The sequence below is a fragment of the Mucilaginibacter xinganensis genome, from assembly GCF_002257585.1.
Lineage (GTDB): Bacteria > Bacteroidota > Bacteroidia > Sphingobacteriales > Sphingobacteriaceae > Mucilaginibacter > Mucilaginibacter xinganensis.
The window spans coordinates 124,233-142,407 of sequence record NZ_CP022743.1 but is presented as its reverse complement, the minus strand read 5'-3'; the positions used below and the strand labels follow the sequence as shown (position 1 = coordinate 142,407).

General features: G+C 43.3%; 18 protein-coding genes. 6 read left to right on the top strand and 12 right to left on the bottom strand.

Going from position 1 to position 18,175, the window contains the following annotated elements:
• Positions 1-156: 156 nt before the first annotated feature.
• A complete protein-coding gene (locus tag MuYL_RS00665; protein ID WP_094568688.1) occupies positions 157-540 on the bottom strand; it encodes a winged helix-turn-helix transcriptional regulator in 384 nt (127 codons plus the stop codon).
• A 104-nt stretch (positions 541-644) separates the two neighbouring features.
• Here MuYL_RS00665 and MuYL_RS00660 point away from each other — a divergent pair, with 104 nt between their 5' ends.
• A complete protein-coding gene (locus tag MuYL_RS00660) occupies positions 645-1,010 on the top strand; it encodes a DoxX family protein (protein ID WP_094568687.1) in 366 nt (121 codons plus the stop codon).
• A 57-nt stretch (positions 1,011-1,067) separates the two neighbouring features.
• Here MuYL_RS00660 and MuYL_RS23070 read toward each other — a convergent pair whose 3' ends face one another.
• Positions 1,068-1,232 carry a phosphatidate cytidylyltransferase gene (locus tag MuYL_RS23070; RefSeq protein ID WP_157740522.1) on the bottom strand — a complete coding sequence of 55 codons (165 nt, stop codon included), beginning with the start codon at positions 1,230-1,232 and terminating at the stop codon, positions 1,068-1,070.
• 85 nt (positions 1,233-1,317) lie between these two features.
• Positions 1,318-1,659, bottom strand: coding sequence for a cupin domain-containing protein (locus MuYL_RS00655; RefSeq protein ID WP_094568686.1), 342 nt, complete (start codon positions 1,657-1,659; stop codon positions 1,318-1,320).
• 128 nt (positions 1,660-1,787) lie between these two features.
• Here MuYL_RS00655 and MuYL_RS00650 point away from each other — a divergent pair, with 128 nt between their 5' ends.
• A complete protein-coding gene (locus MuYL_RS00650; protein WP_094568685.1) occupies positions 1,788-2,105 on the top strand; it encodes a hypothetical protein in 318 nt (105 codons plus the stop codon).
• A gap of 35 nt (positions 2,106-2,140) precedes the next feature.
• On the opposite strand, the gene MuYL_RS00645 is transcribed toward MuYL_RS00650, so the two are convergent.
• Positions 2,141-2,950, bottom strand: a complete 810-nt coding sequence (locus tag MuYL_RS00645) for an SDR family oxidoreductase (RefSeq protein ID WP_094568684.1) — start codon at positions 2,948-2,950, stop codon at positions 2,141-2,143.
• Between the two features lie 258 nt (positions 2,951-3,208).
• On the opposite strand from MuYL_RS00645, the gene MuYL_RS00640 reads away from it, so the two are divergent.
• Entirely contained in the window at positions 3,209-5,902 is a 2,694-nt protein-coding gene (locus MuYL_RS00640; protein ID WP_094568683.1) for a PAS domain-containing protein, read from the top strand.
• Between the two features lie 5 nt (positions 5,903-5,907).
• Here MuYL_RS00640 and MuYL_RS00635 read toward each other — a convergent pair whose 3' ends face one another.
• From MuYL_RS00635 to MuYL_RS00625, 3 genes are all read right to left on the bottom strand, one after another.
• Positions 5,908-7,002, bottom strand: a complete 1,095-nt coding sequence (locus MuYL_RS00635) for a mechanosensitive ion channel family protein (RefSeq protein ID WP_094568682.1) — start codon at positions 7,000-7,002, stop codon at positions 5,908-5,910.
• Between the two features lie 80 nt (positions 7,003-7,082).
• On the bottom strand, positions 7,083-7,457 hold the full coding sequence (locus tag MuYL_RS00630) for a DUF779 domain-containing protein (protein ID WP_094568681.1): 375 nt from the start codon (positions 7,455-7,457) through the stop codon (positions 7,083-7,085).
• Positions 7,458-7,568: 111 nt separating this feature from the next.
• On the bottom strand, positions 7,569-9,071 hold the full coding sequence (locus tag MuYL_RS00625) for an aldehyde dehydrogenase family protein (RefSeq protein WP_094568680.1): 1,503 nt from the start codon (positions 9,069-9,071) through the stop codon (positions 7,569-7,571).
• 152 nt (positions 9,072-9,223) lie between these two features.
• Between MuYL_RS00625 and MuYL_RS00620 the strand changes: the two genes are divergently transcribed.
• A complete protein-coding gene (locus MuYL_RS00620) occupies positions 9,224-10,150 on the top strand; it encodes an AraC family transcriptional regulator (RefSeq protein WP_094568679.1) in 927 nt (308 codons plus the stop codon).
• Positions 10,151-10,245: 95 nt separating this feature from the next.
• Here MuYL_RS00620 and MuYL_RS00615 read toward each other — a convergent pair whose 3' ends face one another.
• Both MuYL_RS00615 and MuYL_RS00610 read right to left on the bottom strand, forming a co-directional pair.
• Positions 10,246-10,596 carry a YciI family protein gene (locus MuYL_RS00615; protein WP_157740520.1) on the bottom strand — a complete coding sequence of 117 codons (351 nt, stop codon included), beginning with the start codon at positions 10,594-10,596 and terminating at the stop codon, positions 10,246-10,248.
• Positions 10,597-10,892: 296 nt separating this feature from the next.
• A complete protein-coding gene (locus tag MuYL_RS00610; RefSeq protein ID WP_094568677.1) occupies positions 10,893-13,286 on the bottom strand; it encodes an outer membrane beta-barrel family protein in 2,394 nt (797 codons plus the stop codon).
• A gap of 118 nt (positions 13,287-13,404) precedes the next feature.
• On the opposite strand from MuYL_RS00610, the gene MuYL_RS00605 reads away from it, so the two are divergent.
• Both MuYL_RS00605 and MuYL_RS00600 read left to right on the top strand, forming a co-directional pair.
• A complete protein-coding gene (locus tag MuYL_RS00605) occupies positions 13,405-14,859 on the top strand; it encodes a sensor histidine kinase (RefSeq protein ID WP_094568676.1) in 1,455 nt (484 codons plus the stop codon).
• Positions 14,856-15,548 (top strand): response regulator transcription factor, encoded by a 693-nt coding sequence (locus MuYL_RS00600; protein ID WP_094568675.1) that lies wholly within the window; start codon positions 14,856-14,858, stop codon positions 15,546-15,548. Before MuYL_RS00605 ends, MuYL_RS00600 begins: the two co-directional genes overlap by 4 nt.
• An 11-nt stretch (positions 15,549-15,559) precedes the next feature.
• On the opposite strand, the gene MuYL_RS00595 is transcribed toward MuYL_RS00600, so the two are convergent.
• Genes MuYL_RS00595 through mnmH form a run of 3 tightly spaced genes read right to left on the bottom strand, consistent with a single transcriptional unit; the run spans position 15,560 to position 18,133 of the window.
• On the bottom strand, positions 15,560-16,036 hold the full coding sequence (locus MuYL_RS00595; protein WP_094572803.1) for a rhodanese-like domain-containing protein: 477 nt from the start codon (positions 16,034-16,036) through the stop codon (positions 15,560-15,562).
• 10 nt (positions 16,037-16,046) lie between these two features.
• A complete protein-coding gene (gene selD / locus MuYL_RS00590) occupies positions 16,047-17,087 on the bottom strand; it encodes a selenide, water dikinase SelD (RefSeq protein ID WP_094568674.1) in 1,041 nt (346 codons plus the stop codon).
• Positions 17,087-18,133: a tRNA 2-selenouridine(34) synthase MnmH gene (gene mnmH / locus MuYL_RS00585; RefSeq protein ID WP_094568673.1), complete on the bottom strand. Its 1,047-nt coding sequence runs from the start codon at positions 18,131-18,133 to the stop codon at positions 17,087-17,089. Before mnmH ends, selD begins: the two co-directional genes overlap by 1 nt.
• Between the last annotated feature and the right edge of the window lie 42 nt (positions 18,134-18,175).

Below are 18,175 nucleotides of genomic sequence, written 5' to 3'. Positions count from 1 at the left end.
AGATCCCGCCGTAAAAAAGTGGGATTTTTGTTGCGGACGTTCAGCTTCTGGCAAATGCCGCTTATCCTTTCCAGAAAGAAAAATTAATAACGTTTGATAATTGCGGGCATTGAAGTGCCCGAAGAGTTTTTAAAAGCACCGACCGCTAATTTATAATTAAGATGCGGGCGCTTTTCGCATACCTTTTACAATCCGCTCGCGGTGTTGCATACCCCAGTTCCTCAATTCTTCCAAAACCTTTTCTAACGATTTGCTGTATAGGGTAAGTTCGTACAATACCGAAACCGGAATAGTAGGCGACACTTTACGAATAACAAATTCGTTCATTTCCAGTTCACGCAATTCCTTCGACAATATTTTTGGTGTTATGCCGTCGAGCGAACGCTGGATATCATTAAACCGTTTGGGGCCGCCTGTTAATGTCATTATCAGCGGTAGTTTCCATTTGCCGCTTAAAACGTATAGTGCATCTTTTATAGCAAGGGCGCTGGCATTGCAGGCCTCGGAGCTATGGTCCATATTTTCGAAAGCAGTCGGCATATACTAATGTTTTACTATCCCAAAGCATAGCAATATCCTTTGGGATAGTACTATACTTTTGATACTAAAGGTAGGTATTTTTGACGAAAATAATATAAACAAAAATGAAAGCTTTAAAAATTACTTATTGGGTTACCACATCAATAGTTGCCTTAATGATGACCTATTCCGCCTATGCTTATTTAACGCAACCTGCAATGGCACAGGGATTCGCGCACTTAGGGTTTCCGTCTTATTTTAGGATTGAACTGGCCATAGCCAAGGTGATTGGCGCTATAGCGTTGCTGGCACCGCTTGGTGTAAAGGTAAAAGAATGGGCTTATGCCGGGTTCTTCATCGTATTTGTATCTGCATTTATTGCGCATTCAGCATCCGGTGATCCATTTTCTATCAGGATAATGCCGGTTATATTTTTAGCGTTTTTAGCGGCATCGTATTACACTTACCACAAGTTGCCAAAAGCGGCGTAAAGGGTAGCGTTTGTGCGTCCTGGTCATACCGCATGGTATAACCAGGACGACCTTTTGCTATTTGCCTCTGAACATAGATGCGATCCAGATGATAATGGCTATTACTACAATAACCGATATAATGCCTACGGCGGCACCGGCTTTAAAAATGCCGCCAATTACTGAACAGCTGCTTAAGCAAAGCAATACTAAAATAAGCGAAGGGAAATATAATCTTCTCATGGCAGGTTTTTTTTCCTGATATAATATCGAAAAGACAAATAAGTTTTAACCGGTGGCATTTATTTTCGCTAACTGCCAAACTCTGTTACTGTAGATTTATCCTGTCGCCATGTGCCTTTGGTTCCGAGATCACCAGGAAGTGCAGGTCGGTATCGCCATTATTTAAAATGCGGTGTTTAATGCCCGGCATTATATGAATTGATTGATTAGCCTCTGCAATAATTGCCTCGCCCTTCACTTCAAAGGTAGCCGTACCCGACAGAATGTAAAATAACTGTTGGGCCTTACTATGGTAATGCAATTGCTCTCCTGTTAAGGGCGGCATCTTTTCCTGTATCACGCTCAGCGAGGGCGACTTTAACAAGTGCCAGCCGTCGCATTGATCGCCCCAGGTATAGTGTTCCGCATTGTTGATTGATGTAATCATTGTTAAGTTTTTACCGGATTACTTTAATTTGCCTTTGTTGCCCAAATATACAAACCGCCGGAATTTAAAACCTTGTTTAGCTAACTCGGGTTTTCTGGTTAACTTTACCTCAACATTAATTCTATTACATGAAACAGCAATTTCATTACGCCACGGTAAGTGAAGCCATTGAGCAGCTAAAAAAACAAGGCTATACCCTTGACCTGAATTTAAAAGAAAATCATTTTGTGGCTGGCGAACAACTATACCCGGCAGATGAGTTTGAAATAGTAGATCTGTACCGTTATGAAGGCCCGTCTGACCCGGCCGATGAGGCTACCGTTTATGCACTGGCGTCAGCATCCGGAGTGAAAGGAATTTTAGTTTCCGGCTATGGTATTTCAACCGATGATGATTCGACAGAAACATTAAAGCAGTTACATTATAAATACCAGCAAAAGAATTAATAGCTTTTTAAGGCTGTTAATTCTTTACCGATAAATTATTTTATGCCGTAATGGTCGTTCATTAATTTTTCGAATAATCCGCCAGGTAATATGCTTTTTAGTGTTGATGCAATGGTTTGGGCAAACGCACCTACCAGGTAGCGATGCGCAGGGCTTGACGAATCTACTATCTGGCAAAGTTTTTTACCAATTACTTCAGGATTAGCACCTATGCTTTCATCTTTTTCCATGGCGGCAACAGCGGTATTATACTCCTTCTCCAGCATTTCGTTTTTTATTGGGAAAGGGACTTTAGCGCGGTTTTGCGTAAAATCCGATTTAAAGTCGCCGGGGTTAATAAGGGTAACTTTTATGCCCGTGTTGCGAAGCTCCATCCGCAAGCTTTGCGAGTAACCTTCAATAGCGTATTTTGATGCGCTATACATGCTTTGATAAGGCAAGCCAAACAACCCGGCCAGTGAACTGATGTTTACCACCAACCCGTTTTTTACCGCAATCATGTGCGGCAGCACAGCGCTGCTTACCCGTACCACGCCGAAAAAGTTAACTTCAAACTGTTGTTTGGCACTTTCAACAGGCATGGCGTAGGCAGGGCCGGTAACACCATTGCCTGCATTATTAACCAGCACGTCAATCCTGCCCTCGGCTTTAATGATCTTATCAATGGCTGCGTTTACCGAAGCATCATCAGTAACATCCAATTCAATGGGTTTAAATGGTACTGATTTCATGCGTTTTAAATCGCGCGACGAACCATAAACCGTATGCCCCTTTGCCTGGAGCGCTGTAGCACAGGCCAATCCTATGCCTGATGATGCGCCCGTTACAAGAATTACTTTGCCCATTGTTTTATAATTGCTTAATGTGTTGATTTATAATTAAAATGAGCCGTAAAAATGCGAATAAATCAGGTAGCAGAAAAATTGTTTTAACTATTTATGGTAACATTTTGGAGGTCATCTTTTTAACTTTAAAACTTTTAGGCAAAAGTTCTGTATATTTATTAACCCTTATTTAAACCTTATTTTAAAAGCTTCGTATATAGATTATATCGGGGCGCTTAACCAATTAACATTAAACAATATGCCGATCAGATAGCGTGTATGATAAGCGAAAAACAACTCAACCAAATATTTAAATCATCATCGGTTCCGATGATGGTATTGCTGCCGGAAGTTCCGGACTTTTCAATAGTTGATGTAAATGAAGCTTATCTTGCGTTAAATGGTTATAAACGGGAACAATTAGTGGGCAAAAGTTTCCTGGGTCTTGCTGGTTTTCACGACATCTCCGACTGGGCAACATCACTGGAAAAGGTTGTTGTCCATAAAAAAGCTGACAAGATTCCGGTTAGCGCTTATACAGTTTCTGTAAACAGCGCAGGGGATAAAGAAACCAGGTACTGGGAGATAGATCACGCGCCCATTCTTGATGATGATAATGAAGTAGCTTTCATCCTTTGTTCGATATTGGATCATACCAGCGATATTATTACCAGGAAAAATTCCGAACAGGCACTAACAGAATCGTTAAACCAGTTTTATTCATTGTTGCAAACCATTGAAGGGATAGTTTGGGAAGCAGACGCAGATACGCTAAGGTTTACTTTTGTGAGCGATCACGCAAAACAAATCCTGGGGTTCTCTACAAATGAATGGCTAACCGAACCTCACTTTTGGGAAAACCATATTCATCCGGGCGACAGGGATGAAGTTTTAAACTATGTAAACTTAAAATCGGGCAAAGAAAAAAGTTATTCGTCAGAATACAGAATGATTAAAGCTGATGGCAGTACCATATGGATAAAAGACATTGTTGCTATAACTACTGACAATAATAAAAGGAAATGGTTAAGAGGCCTTATGCTGGATATTACCGTACCCAAAAGGCTTAGCAATCTTGAATACTTGGAAAAAAATGTATTGGAGCTAAACTCCAAAAGTAATGTAACCATACAGGAAATTTTATCTTATTACCTGGAGGGGATCGAAGCGCTTTTTCCACAGATGAAATGTTCTATTATGCAGGTTAAGGGTAACAGGCTGCATAACTGGGCAGCGCCGTCGTTATCGCCGCATTATCTTGCCACAATTGAAAACCTTCCGGTTAATGACAATACAGGATCATGCGGTACAGCCGCGTTTTTAAAAAAGAAAGTAATTGTAAGTGACATTGCAAACGATGCGCGGTGGGCCGATTATAAACAGATCGCATCAAAATACGACTTGCAGGCCTGCTGGTCGCACCCTATCATTAATTCGGAAGGAGAAGTATTGGCTACATTAGGCCTGTATTACAACAAGCCCAAAAAGCCCGATGAAGAAGAGCTTAAGGTTATTGAACGGGTAACCGCTATATTAAAGGTTATTTTAGAGAACAGGCAGCGGGCTGAAATAATAGCAGACGCGAGTGTTTTAATGACGCAAAGCCAGGAACTGGCCCATTTTGGCAACTGGCGCTGGGATGTGCAAAACAACATCGTGAGCTGGTCTGACAGCCTTTATCTAATATATGGCTTAAACAAAAAAGACTTTAAAGCAACGTTTGAAGGGTATCAGGAATTACTGCACCCCGATGACCGGGAAAGAGTTTATAACATCATTTCCAATGTGTTAAATTCCAAACAAGATGTTGAATTTGAGGAGAGAATAATAAGACCTAACGGCGAAATGCGGTATCTAAAATCCTGGGGCAAGCTAAAATCTGACGCGAGCGGTGTGCCGGTAGAAATGATAGGGGCCTGTTTGGATATTACGGAAAGCAAAAAAACACAGCAAGAACTGCAGTCAGGCGAATCGCGCCTCAGAGCACTTGCTGATTCGCAAACCAGCTATGTGATCCGGATTGATTTGGAGGGAAGATATACATACTACAACAAGAAATACCTGGAGGACTTTGGCTGGATATTAAAAGATAAGGATATTCCCAATACACTTGCCACAGTAACGGTCCAGCCATATCACCATCAACTGGTACGGGATATATTGAAAAAGTGCATTGAAAATCCCAATAAGGTTTACCAGGTAGAGTTTGATAAAATACAGCCAAACGGCAGCCCTAAACCAACTTTATGGCATTTTATAGGCCTTGCCAATTCAAACAACCAAACTACCGAAGTTCAATGCATTGGCCTGGATATTACCGACCTGAAGAATGCAGAAACCGCGTTAAAAATAAGTAATGAGCGTTACGAATACGTGAACAAAGCAACCAATGATGCTATTTTTGACTGGAACATAATTGAAGATGCCATAAAATGGGGTAATGGCTTTTTCAGGATGTTTGGATTTGACAGCAAGGCTGAATATACATCTTATAGCTGGGCTTCACAAGTACATCCGGAAGATAAAGAGAGGATACTGGATAGTTTACTGGAGACGTTAAAAGACGAAATGAAGGACAATTGGAGTGTGGAATACCGTTTTAAAAAGGCCGATGGCAGCTATGCGGATGTTGAAGGCACAGGCTACATTGTAAGGAATGAAACGGGGAAGCCTATCAGGATGATTGGCGTGATAAGGGATATAACTGAGCGGTTGAACTATATTAAGGCCATTGAAAAACAAAATGAAAAATTACTCGAGATAGCCTGGATGCAATCGCACGTAGTGCGGGCTCCCCTCACCAAAATTATAGGGCTTGCGGACCTCATCAGGGATTTTCCTAATAATGACGATGAAGAAAACCAGCTGATAGAACACCTGTTAACCTGTGCATACGAGTTGGATGACATTATCAGAAACATTTCTGCAAAAACTGAGCAGATTGATTTAAACACAGGGATAGCGTTAAAGTAAATACATTAAATGCCTGTGCCGGCGGGTTGCTCAGTATCCGGATTATTTAATTTTAGCCGGTTCAATGGCAGGCTTTCGGGGTGATTGTCTTTTATAAACTTCACCAAATTTTCCCGTACATAACAGCGAAGATCAAACGCCTGTGATGAGTTGCGGGCACTCACCAGTACCCTTACTTCAATACAAGTAGTTTTTGTGTCGGTAACCTGGATCACCTTTACACGCTTATCCCATAAAGGCGTGGTGGTAAGCAGCCGCTCAAACTCAGTGCGTAAAGCGTCAATAGGCGTATTATAATCAAGGTATAAAAAAACCGTTCCAAGGATCTCCGAAGTTGAACGGGTCCAGTTTTGAAAGGGCTTTTCAATGAAATAGTTGATGGGCAGTATAAGCCTGCGCTGATCCCAGATGTTAAGCACTACATAGGTAAGGGTTATATCTTCTACTCTGCCCCATTCACCTTCCACCACCAGCACATCATCAATGCGGATAGGTTGAGTAAATGCGATCTGGAAACCGGCAAGCAAATTCCCCAGCGATTTTTGTGCAGCAAAACCGATAATTATCCCGCCAACGCCAACACCTGTAAGTAGCCCTGCACCAATTTTGCGTACGCTGTCAAAACTTAGCAATATAACAGCTATGGTTATAAATATGATGATGGAGGCCAGCAACCGCCTTACAAACTGCATTTGTGTGCGGATCTTGCGTTCCTTCAGGTTGTCCTCTTTATTAAGATCGTAGGTGTGATAAATATAGTCCTCAAAAATATTGATGGCGCTTATTAAAACGATTGAAAAGGATATAATCAGTGCGATTTCTGCAGTACGTGAAAATAAGAGATCAGACCTTTTGTCAAGCACCATCAGCGGCTCCATCAGGTTCAGCATAAACAGCGGCACAAAATGGTTCATGGGCCGGCTGAAATACATTATAATGCTGCGAAAAAGCGAGTAGTCGGTATATTTTTTATTGTAGTTAAGTATAGCTTTTATGGTAAATTTAACTGCCAGGCCAATTATTACAGCAGCTGCCACAATAATCAGGTTCCATACCAGCGGCTGGATCCGGCCAGACCACCCTTCAATTATATCTTTCATAGCGCAAAATACACTTTTGCCTTACAACACAGGGGAGTAACTTTTGTTGTAAACAGATGCAAAAGTAATGTTGGCAACTGCTAATCTTCAAAAAAGCTTACTGGTTCTAGATCTTTTATTTCATTATCAGTAAACAATCTTGAATGGATCATGAAACGGAAGCCGGTGGGAATCTCTATTGAAAAGCTGGAGCCGCGGCCTTTGGTAACACCGATGGTTAGCTGGGTATGCTGCCAGTATTCAAACTGATCTTTGCTCATCCAAAACTCACAGTCATCTATGGTGCCCAGCTTTACATCACTGCCACCCAGCTTAAATTCGCCTTTTTCGAAACACATGGGCGATGAGCCGTCACAACATCCGCCGCTTTGGTGAAACATAAGATCGCCGAAACGGCCTTTTAATTCGGCTATAAGCGCTGATGCTTCGGGGTTTACTAATACTCTTTTAGTCATAATGGTTTTTTAAAGATACTGATAGGAACCTTACACCGGGCTAACTCCGCCCCGCAAAATGCGGAACGGAGCGCAAAGTCAGGGTAAAGCCCTTCTTAAATCAATCAGCTACTAAAAAAAGCCCAGTTTGTTTTTATTGTACGAGATCAGCATGTTTTTTGTCTGCCGGTAATGGCCCAGCATCATCTTGTGGTTCTCGCGGCCAAAACCCGACTTTTTATACCCGCCAAATGGTGCATGTGCAGGGTAAGCATGGTAATTATTTACCCAAACCCTGCCTGCCTGTATGGCGCGCGGAACCTGGTAAATCTCATGTGCATCCCTTGTCCACACACCTGCACCAAGCCCGTAAAGTGTATCATTTGCTATCGCTATAGCTTCCTCCGTAGTTTTAAAGGTGGTAACGCAGGCAACCGGGCCAAAAATCTCTTCCTGGAAAATGCGCATTTTGTTATGGCCCTTAAACAGCGTAGGCTGGATATAATAACCGCCGCCAAGTTCGCCATCCATTTTTTTAATTTCGCCGCCGCAAAGCACTTTTGCACCTTCTTCTTTTCCTATTTTAAGGTACGACTGGATCTTCTCATACTGATCGTTCGAAGCCTGCGCCCCCATCATAGTATCACCATCAAGCGGGTTACCCATTTTTATGGCATTTGTTCTTTCAATTACCCGCGATATAAACTTATCATAAATATTTTCATGTACCAGGATCCGCGACGGACAGGTACAAACTTCGCCTTGGTTAAGTGCAAACATCACCGCCCCTTCTACCGCCTTATCAAAAAACGCATCATCGGCATCGCCAACAGATTCAAGGAAAATATTCGGCGATTTGCCCCCCAGCTCCATGGTAACCGGGATCAGGTTCTCTGAAGCATATTGCATAATTAAACGGCCTGTGGTGGTTTCGCCAGTAAAAGATACTTTGGCAATTCGTGGCGATGAGGCCAGTGGCTTGCCTGCTTCAGGGCCAAAACCGGTAACTATATTTAATACGCCCGGCGGCAAAATATCTTTTATCAACTCCATCAGTATCATTATGGATGTTGGCGTTTGCTCGGCAGGTTTTACCACGCAGCAGTTACCGGCAGCAAGTGCAGGCGCTATTTTCCAGGTAGCCATTAATAACGGAAAATTCCATGGGATGATCTGCCCAACTACCCCTATTGGCTCGTGCAGGCAAATGCTAACGGTATATTCGTCGTGTTCAGAAATTCCGCCTTCTTCGGCACGGATAACGCCGGCAAAATACCTGAAATGGTCAATAACCAAAGGAAGGTCGGCAGCCCTTGTTTCGCGGATAGCCTTGCCATTGTCAATACATTCAACAATTGCAAGGTACTCCAGGTTAGCTTCAATAACATCGGCAATCTTATTCAGGATAGATGCCCGGTAAGCTGCTGACGACTTGCCCCACGTAGCGAACGCGGCATGCGCAGCATCCAAAGCAAGCTCAATATCCTCTTTGCCGGACCGCGCCGCTTTGGTAAATGCCTTGCCATCAATAGGTGATATGTTTTCGAAATATTCACCTTTTACCGGAGGGACAAATTTGCCGCCAATAAAGTTGTCGTACTTTTCTTTAAAAGTAGGTTTTGAAATAGTGGTCATATTTTTACGTTATAATTGGTAGCACTAATTTAAGTTTACAGGGGTGCTGGCATTTGCACAATGGTATCAAATGGTAGCACTATGGTATCATTTTATATAAAGTTGTAAATGAATATAACTATACCTAATTTGTACCTTATTAGGCAGTAGCCATGACCAATAAAAACCTGGTAAACCCATTATCCCTTTCAACCCGGAAAGAGATCAGAACGCTTGTAGAGAACAGGAAGGCTTACACTTTAAACCAATGTGAGCTTAACATATTTGAAACTTACCAGCGAAGCGAACTTGTGCCTTTAACTTTCAGCGACCTGGTAATTACCAGCATGCTTCGTGGCAAAAAGGTGATGCATTTGTTTGACCAGCCCGGGTTTGACTACCTGCCCGGCGAAACGGTGATTGTTCCGCCTAACATCACCATGAAGATTGACTTTCCGGAAGCATCGGCAAACCAGCCCTCGCAGTGCACGGCCTTGGCCATAAACAACCAGGAGATAATGAATACGCTCGACTTTTTGAATGAGAATTACCCGCGCGAAGACAGCAACACCTGGAAACTTAACTATAACCAGTTTCATTTTTTTAACAATTACGAGCTGGCACAACTCATCAATAAGCTCATCCGCATCAGCACAGGCGATACAATTACTAAAGATGTGCTGGCCAACCTTACCTTAAAGGAGTTACTGATCCGCATTATGCAGATGCAAAACCTGCACGAAGTGAGCACCGGCCTGCATGAATTATCTGCCGGCAACAGGTTTGCTTATGTATTGGAATATATCCGCATACACCTTACCGAAAAACTCAATATTGATGCCCTGAGCCAAATGGCCTTTATGAGCAAACCCAGCTTTTTCCGCGCCTTTAAGCATGAACTTGGTATTTCGCCGGTTGATTACATTATAAAGGAGCGGATCCAATTTGCAAAGCAACTGATGCGCAACCCTTATCACAGTATCTCTGAAGCATGCTTTAAAGCTGGCTTTAACAACCTGAACTATTTTAGCCGTGCTTTTAAAAAGATTGAAGGAATAACGCCGAGTGGCTACAGGGCTGGGGTTACCGGAAATAAATAAGCCTTTGGGCAAACCTTATGGCGCCAGCCGATAGTGTTTTCAGGGATTCCTTTTTGCTGGCTTGTTGCCGGTAAAGTGAGCTAAGCGCTTTGTTATTAGTTGCCCGGGAAGGGTTGCACCGGCCTTACTTCGCGGATAGCAAACCCTGCCATTACCATCGGGCAGCTTTGGGCTATAGCAGTGGCTTGTTCAATGTTTTCGGCCCAAATTAAATCATAACCGCTTAAGCCTTCTTTTGCTTCAATAAACGGGCCATCTGCCTGTACCCCGTGTTTGGTTACATAGCGGCCTTTTATCGCCAGCGGCTCGCCACTAATATAATTGCCTGATGCTATCAGCGACTGAACCCAGCCCGTCATGTCCGGGCCTTCTGAAAAGCGATCTTTTACGGTAAGACCACCTATTCTTGCCAGGTCTTCCCTTACAATCAGCATAAATTTTTCCATCACATTTTTAATTAAATTTAAGCAGATAATCTTTAAATCAACAACACCAAATGACATCTTTTTATTAAAGACAATCTCGTCTGCAAATTTCTAACAGGATAGCTTTATTTACCTGATGTTAAATGGCTGCTGTGACACTGTGACAAAGTGTGATAAGGGATGTTTTATAATTTACGAATTGTAATTGCCGTAATGTATCTGCTAAACTTATTATTGTCACAAGTGTCACACCCACTGAGCTGTGACAGTGTGACAAACCTGCACAGAAGCATCAAGGCCATTAATTTGAGTGATATTTATTGTGTACGTCGTTTTTCATCTTCGCTGGCACTGGTCCTTTTGCGGGAATCAGCAATTTTGTTGCGGCCTATTTTGTAGCTAAAACTTAAGGCTATGTTTCGGGTATCATTATATTCATGAAAGCCGTTGTGCTGGTTCAGGTAACTAACATTAATACGGTAGGGGTTGCCATTAAAAATATCATTAACTGCCAGCCTGATGGTCCCCTGCCTGTTTAATAAGGTTTTGCGGATGCCGGCACTTACATCAAATGTGCGGTCGAGCTTATAAATGCCCTGGATAGTTGGCGATGAATACCATGCGCCGATTTCGGCTTTTAATCCGCTGGCCTTATTAAGGGTAAAAGCATTATTGGTATTTACATACAATCCAAGTGTATGATAATCATAATTACCTTGCAGGTAGCCCGATTTTTCCTGCCGGTATGAACCCTGCACAAAATTGTTGATCTCCCACCAGCTAAAAGGTGTTACAGGAACCGAAAGATAAAATCCGGTTTCCAAACTCTTATCAAGGTTGCGCTGGGTGTCATAAAATATCTTATCAGTGTTATCCTGCACGGTTATATTGCTGAAATATCCATTTGTTTGGCGATAAAACAGGGTAAAGTTATATTGCTGTTGGTAAGTATAGCCAACCTCTGCACTTTGGATAAACGCAGGTTGTAAGGATGGGTTTCCCTCCAAATAGGTATATGGACTGGTGTAATATTTAAAAGGGTTAAGCCGCCAATACTCCGGCCGGTTTATGCGGTAACTGTAGTTGAGGTTTAGCTCGTGATCTTTTGAGATGGCATAGGTTAAAAACAGTGTTGGGAACAGGCGGAAATAGCTGTTGCGGTTAAGGGAATCAAGCGTAACGCTGTAGCCTTTGGTTCGGGTATATTCGCCACGCAAACCCGCTTCCACGCTCCATTTGCCGAGGGTGCCATTCACGCTTGCATAAGCGGCGGATGTAGTTTCGTTATATTCAAACTGGTCGCTTTTGTTGCCATCCAGTTGCGGGCTCCCGGTGTTGTTATTAAAAAAATTAAAGCCGTTGTGTGTAACAATGCTGCTGTATTTAACACCGGTTTCCACGCTCCATTTTTTATTGAATGCGTAGGTATAATCAGCCTTGCCCGACCAGATATCTATTTTTTGTTTTGAAAATGTGCTGATACTGTAAGGTGCCGACGCCGGGCTGCCGTTGGATAAAAAAGATAAACTATGAACCACCTGGTTCCCATTGTTGCGATAAGGTGTAAAATCCAGGTCGATGTTAAACGTTTGTCCAACGGTATCCAGTTTGGCTTTATAGTTCAGGTTATAGCTCAGTTGGTCGGTATTGCCGCCGGTATTATTGGCGGTTTTTAAAAGCGAATCAATGTTAAGCTGGTGGTTGTTATAGATATCGGTTTGTACATTATTGATGCGGGTGTTGGTACTGTTGGTTCCGTTTATTAAAAAGCCAACCACCTGTTTGTCGGTTAGGTCGTAATCCAGGCCAAATTTATAGCTGCTTGCCCTGCCCTTGCGTTCGCCAATTTTGTTGTTATCCCAATATGAATAGCTTTGCGGGCTTTCAAAAATAATGTATTCGGTTTCGTTATGCTCCTTATCGCGATAGCTGTAACCATAACTGCCATAAACGTTCAGTTTGTCTTTTCGGTAATTAAAGCTGGCTGCCGAAGTATAGCTACCATGTGCTGATTGTGTAAAAGCACCGTTAACAATAATATTTAAACCTTGTGCCTTTGATTTTTTTGAGATGATATTTATCACTGCGCCACCCTGGGCATCGTAACGGGAAGTTGGGTTAGCTATGATCTCAATCTTCGCAATATTATCCGAAGGTAAATTCCTGAGGTAAGCGCTCAGATCCTCGCCCGAAAGCCTTATCAGTTTATCATCAAGATAAATAACGGCGCCCTTACCGTTAGCTTTTATGGCACCGTCAAAAGTGGTTTGCACCCCAGGGGCTTTATTTAGCGCATCCCATGCCGTACCGCCGCTGGCTGTAATACTGTTTTCCACGTTAAATACAACGCGGTCAATTTTCCGTTCAATTAAAGGTTTGTTGCCGGCAATGGTTACCTCGCTTAACTGTTTGATAAGTGGCGATAAAATGAGCATTAGCGTGTCTTTCGGTAAGATAATATTTCGTACCAATGTTTGGTAACCCACCAGGCTTACGGTTAACTGGTATTGCCCGCTATTCAAGCCGCTATAAAAAAAAATACCTTTATCCGCGATCTTTAAAACAGGCGCTTTACCGTTGTGGCTTAAATAAAGACTAACGCCATCAAGCGAATTACCTTTATTGTCATGAACGGTTCCACTTAAGTTTTGTGCTGATAGAAGGCCCGGCAACAGGATAAAAGGCAGCAGAAAAGTAAAAATGTTTTTCATAAATAATTTTTGTCAAACTTAGTACGCCGCTCCCTAAACCAAAGTTAAACTCGGTTAAATAGAGTTAAATCGTACGTAAGGCTATGCTATTACCTGTTATTATTATCAAATTAGCTTTATGAAATGGTTCAGCTCCCGGTACGCTTATCCGCTTATCATCCTCTCGCTGGTGGTAAGCATTGGTTTGCAGGCGGTATGGTTAAGGCAGTTGTTTATTTCGCAAAAGGCACAGTTAAAAAAAGACCTGGAGCAGGCTGTAAGTACGTCAGCAATCCACGCTATTTACGCTTCTATTTCAGGAGCCGGCAAGCGTGGAGATCGTTTTAAAGAGTTTTTTTTATCGCCTCAATGGCTGCAAATGCGGCAGGCTTTTGATGATCTGAAAATAAATGGCGTGCATAGCATATTTCACTATGGACTTGGATCAGATAGCTCGTTGGTTCAAATAAAGATCATGTTCAATAATCATTCGACAAAAAAGGACGAATCATCAACTGACCGCAGGTGGAACGATGAATCGCCCGACGAGGTAGTAAGAATTGACAATCGCGACATTAAACTAATGGATTCCACTGTAAGCAGGCAACTTGCAAAGTTGGGCATTTATCAAAGCAGGCAATATGCCTTATATGGTTACGGAAGAGACACGCTTACATCAATGACCATTCCAGAATTACTATTTAACGAGGCGGAATATCATTCAGGCAAGTATTCTTATAACTTAAAAAGCATGCACAAATACCAATTGGTTGTAGGCGAGTTAAATAGTATTGTTATTTACCAGATGCGTTATTACCTGTTTTCGTCATTGCTAATGATCTTGCTAACCGGCGTTGCGTTCTATTTTTTATTAAAGCTGATCCGCAACCAGCGCTTATATGCCGACGCTAAAAATACTTTTACCAGCAACATGACGCATGAATTTAAAACACCGGTGGCCACTATAGCTGTAGCGTTAGAGTCTATCACCAAATACCAATTGGTTAATGACCCCGAAAAGCTGCAAAATTATCTGGACATCAGCAGGCACGAGCTGCAGCGCCTGAACCTGATGATAGAAAAAGTGCTGAACTTAAGCCAGGAAGAGGAAACCAGCAATGCCATGCGCCATGAATTGTATGATGTGCAGGCCGGGTTAAAGCAGGTTGTAGCCTCCATGCAGGTGCAGCTGGATAACAGCCGGTCCGTTGTTCATTTGTCGCTGGCTGATGAACCATGTTTTGTAAACAGCGACCCTGTGCACCTTACCAATGTGTTTTATAATTTGATTGATAATGCTATTAAATATGCCGGCCCGCAAATGGAAATGCAGATCAGTTGCCAATGTTCGGGAAGCAATGTTATCCTAAACTTTAAAGATAACGGCCCTGGTATAGCAGATATTTATCATGACAAAGTATTTGACCGTTTCTTCCGGATCCCGGCGATTAACGACAGGCACAACGTAAAAGGATCGGGCCTGGGCTTGCATTACGTAAAGCAAGTGATTGGTAAACACGGGGGCAGCATTGCCATTAAAAGCGAGCCGGGAAAGGGGAGCGATTTTATAATTGTATTACCCGCTGCCGCATGAATTATAAGGTGTTATATGTAGAAGATGAGCCATTTTTGGCCCGAATTGTTAGTGATGGCTTAAAAAGCAGTGGCTATAACGTTAAGCTGGTTTACGATGGGAGTTTGGCTATGGATGAATACCATGCCACACGCCCTGATATTTGCATTCTTGATATTATGCTGCCATCAAAAGACGGGTACGAAATCGCAAATGAGCTTCGGGTTTCTGATCCGCATTTGCCTATCATTTTTTTAAGCGCAAAAGCGCTCACAGAAGATATTGTGAAAGGCTTTAAAAGTGGCGGTAATGATTACCTGAAAAAACCCTTCAGCATGGATGAACTGCTGGTTAGGATGGAAGCCCTGCTTAAAAGACCTGCCGGTTTAAAAGAGGGGGTGCAGAACGAGGCCGCTGCTATTTATAATTTTGGTAACTGTATGCTTGACACGGTGCATCAAAAGCTAAAAACGTCTGCCGGGGAATTTGCCCTGTCATTTAAAGAAATGGCGTTGCTTGAAATGATGATACTGCATAAGAACACTGTGCTGGAGCGCCAAAGCGCATTACTGAAAATTTGGGGGGAGGACAGCTATTACAATACCCGCAGTATGGATGTATTTATGACCCATTTGCGCAAACTGCTAAAAGATGAGCCGGACATACAGATCATCAACATCCGGAGCATTGGGTATAAGTTTATTTGCTGAAAGGGCTATGCTCATTCTTTAGCCAGCGGATAGCCCTTCGAAATCCAGTTTGTTTTTAAATTGGTTGGTAAGTTAAGCAGCTTAACATTAGTAAATCCTGCTTTGATAAGTTCGTTAAATGCCGGGCGGATATTAGGACATTTGGCAAAAGGGCAGCAGCCGCAATAAATAACTATCTCTGTGTTTTTAGGCAGTGCGGCTACCGTTTTCTTCAACTTTTCGAGGGTTTCAGCGTTGCTAACCGCGCCAATATGCTGTGCCCCTTTAATGTCCTCTACCGCGCCAATGTTTAATATCAACGGTGTTTTTGTACCCCCGGCTTTAATGTTGGCAGCTAAGTCAGCCGGTTCCAGCAACTGGCTGTTGCTCCATGGATTATTTAAACCGGGTACCGGTATAGCTACAGGAGATGTTTGTGCCACACTGTTTAATGAGGCCGAAATGACAACTAAAGCAGCTAAAAACGTTTTGAAGATAATTTTTTTCATCAGGTTCATTTTAAATAACAGTAATCAATGGCCCGTTAGTGTGTGATGTTAGCCGGCCAAACGACTCAAACCCCAATTGTAGTTCTTTTAACAGCAGCTCAAATGCTTCACAGCTATCTTCGGCAACAGCTACCAGCAGGCCGCCGCTGGTTTGCGGGTCGGCAAGAATGTATCGCTGTTCATCCGTTACAGGGCCAATTTTATGCCCGTAGCTGTTCCAGTTGCGTTGGGTGCCGCCGGGGAAACACTTTTGGGCCAGGTATGATGGCAAAGAAGCTATTACCGGGATCTTATCAAACTCAATTATCGCTGACAGCCCGCTGCCTTCGCACATTTCAGAAAGATGGCCCAGCAAGCCAAAGCCGGTTACATCGGTCATGGCTTTAACACCTGCTATTTTACCGAATAGTTCGCCGGGCTTGTTTAAGGTGGTCATGCTTTGCAGGGCTATAGCCGCGTCTTCGGGCAATAATACGCCTCTTTTTTGGGCGGTTGATAAAATACCCACGCCCAGCGCTTTGGTAAGATATAACCTGCACCCGGCTGTTGCGGTTGAATTTTGTTTAAGGTGAGCGATGTCAACCAGTCCGTTTACAGCCAGGCCAAAAACAGGTTCAGGGCAATCAATACTATGTCCGCCGGCTAAGGTAATACCCGCTTCGGCACAAATAGCCCTTGCACCTTCCAGTACTTTCTGCGCAGCCTCGGGCGGAAGCTTATCTATAGGCCAGCCCAATATGGCAATAGCCAATACAGGTTTGCCGCCCATTGCATAAACATCACTAATGGCATTAGCCGAAGCAATGCGCCCAAAATCATAGGCATCATCCACAATCGGCATAAAAAAATCAGTTGTAGAGATCAGTGCAGTACCGTTGCCAAGATCTAAAACCGCTGCGTCGTCTCTTTTATCGTTTCCTACCAATAGCCGCGCGTCTGGTGGTGCGCTTATCGGGCTATGCAATATTTTATCAAGTATAGCCGGGCTGATCTTGCAGCCGCAGCCCGCACCATGCGAATATTGGGTAAGTTTAATTGTAGTTGCTTCCATTAATACAAGGTTGCTTTTTCGGCAAGTGTTTTTGTAAATGTTAAAATGGTATGGGCGTTATCAACGATATCGTCGCTGTGAATATCAACCGGGAATACTTTTTCAGCATTTCGTTTGGATAAGCCGGTGCGATAGGTTTTATCATAATAAACCAGCACCAGCCTGATAAAATCAACCATACGGTTTTCGCGGATAGCTTCCAGCGCATGTTTTGTTTGTTCGGGGCCAAGGCGCTTGCGGATCCTTTCGGTACATGCTGCAAGGAAGTCTTTATCCAGGGTGCCATACTCTTGCGCCAGTTTGGCCACACGTTGTTCGGTATTAACCCTCATATCAATCAGCGCCGCCTCCCGCATCTGATACCAGAATGGGTTAGGGATGGAGCGTTTGCCAATGGTAAGGCTTTCATCTTCCACCCAAATTTTAACCGCAGGATCCATCTCTGTAAGCGCTGTTGCCAGGTTATTTTCAAACTGTTCCTGGGTTGGCTGTACCATTATGTTCATGGTGCCGTAGGATGAACCCTGGTGTTGCGCCAGGTCTTCCAGGTCAATCACCTGCTCGCCCATAGCTTTAAGCTGGTGCAGGATCTTCGTTTTACCCGACCCTGTCATGCCGCCCAACACCTTTAAGCTGTAATTTATTGCAAACCGGGTATGTACCCAACGCCGGTAATTTTTATAGCCCCCTTTTATCACCACCACATCAAAGCCGTACAGTGCCAGTGCCCAGGCCATAGCGCCACTGCGCATCCCGCCACGCCAGCAATGTACCGCCACCTTTTTATCCGGCGCTATTTCAAGTGCCTGCTTAATAAAACCCGACCATTTGGGCCCTGTAAGATCAAACCCTAAAAGGATTGCTTCTTCGCGGCCTACCTGTTTGTAGGTTGTGCCTACTTTAACCCTTTCCTCATTGGTAAATAAGGGAATGTTAAATGCTCCGGGAATATGCCCCTGCAAAAACTCGGCTGGCGTACGCACGTCAATTAATGCAACGGGCGTGCCCGAATTAAAAAAATCATCTATGGTTAGCTGGCGGGTCATTTGCTTTGGATACGGCAAAGATACGCGAGATTTCAGTTCTAT

Excerpts from the sequence above, each read along its gene's own strand:
- MuYL_RS00665 (WP_094568688.1), bottom strand. The coding sequence starts at position 540 with ATGCCGACTGCTTTCGAAAATATGGACCATAGCTCCGAGGCCTGCAAT.
- MuYL_RS00660 (WP_094568687.1), top strand. The coding sequence starts at position 645 with ATGAAAGCTTTAAAAATTACTTATTGGGTTACCACATCAATAGTTGCC.
- MuYL_RS23070 (WP_157740522.1), bottom strand. The coding sequence starts at position 1,232 with ATGAGAAGATTATATTTCCCTTCGCTTATTTTAGTATTGCTTTGCTTA.
- MuYL_RS00655 (WP_094568686.1), bottom strand. The coding sequence starts at position 1,659 with ATGATTACATCAATCAACAATGCGGAACACTATACCTGGGGCGATCAA.
- MuYL_RS00650 (WP_094568685.1), top strand. The coding sequence starts at position 1,788 with ATGAAACAGCAATTTCATTACGCCACGGTAAGTGAAGCCATTGAGCAG.
- MuYL_RS00645 (WP_094568684.1), bottom strand. The coding sequence starts at position 2,950 with ATGGGCAAAGTAATTCTTGTAACGGGCGCATCATCAGGCATAGGATTG.
- MuYL_RS00640 (WP_094568683.1), top strand. The coding sequence starts at position 3,209 with ATGATAAGCGAAAAACAACTCAACCAAATATTTAAATCATCATCGGTT.
- MuYL_RS00635 (WP_094568682.1), bottom strand. The coding sequence starts at position 7,002 with ATGAAAGATATAATTGAAGGGTGGTCTGGCCGGATCCAGCCGCTGGTA.
- MuYL_RS00630 (WP_094568681.1), bottom strand. The coding sequence starts at position 7,457 with ATGACTAAAAGAGTATTAGTAAACCCCGAAGCATCAGCGCTTATAGCC.
- MuYL_RS00625 (WP_094568680.1), bottom strand. The coding sequence starts at position 9,071 with ATGACCACTATTTCAAAACCTACTTTTAAAGAAAAGTACGACAACTTT.
- MuYL_RS00620 (WP_094568679.1), top strand. The coding sequence starts at position 9,224 with ATGACCAATAAAAACCTGGTAAACCCATTATCCCTTTCAACCCGGAAA.
- MuYL_RS00615 (WP_157740520.1), bottom strand. The coding sequence starts at position 10,596 with ATGGAAAAATTTATGCTGATTGTAAGGGAAGACCTGGCAAGAATAGGT.
- MuYL_RS00610 (WP_094568677.1), bottom strand. The coding sequence starts at position 13,286 with ATGAAAAACATTTTTACTTTTCTGCTGCCTTTTATCCTGTTGCCGGGC.
- MuYL_RS00605 (WP_094568676.1), top strand. The coding sequence starts at position 13,405 with ATGAAATGGTTCAGCTCCCGGTACGCTTATCCGCTTATCATCCTCTCG.
- MuYL_RS00600 (WP_094568675.1), top strand. The coding sequence starts at position 14,856 with ATGAATTATAAGGTGTTATATGTAGAAGATGAGCCATTTTTGGCCCGA.
- MuYL_RS00595 (WP_094572803.1), bottom strand. The coding sequence starts at position 16,036 with ATGAAAAAAATTATCTTCAAAACGTTTTTAGCTGCTTTAGTTGTCATT.
- selD (WP_094568674.1), bottom strand. The coding sequence starts at position 17,087 with ATGGAAGCAACTACAATTAAACTTACCCAATATTCGCATGGTGCGGGC.
- mnmH (WP_094568673.1), bottom strand. The coding sequence starts at position 18,133 with ATGACCCGCCAGCTAACCATAGATGATTTTTTTAATTCGGGCACGCCC.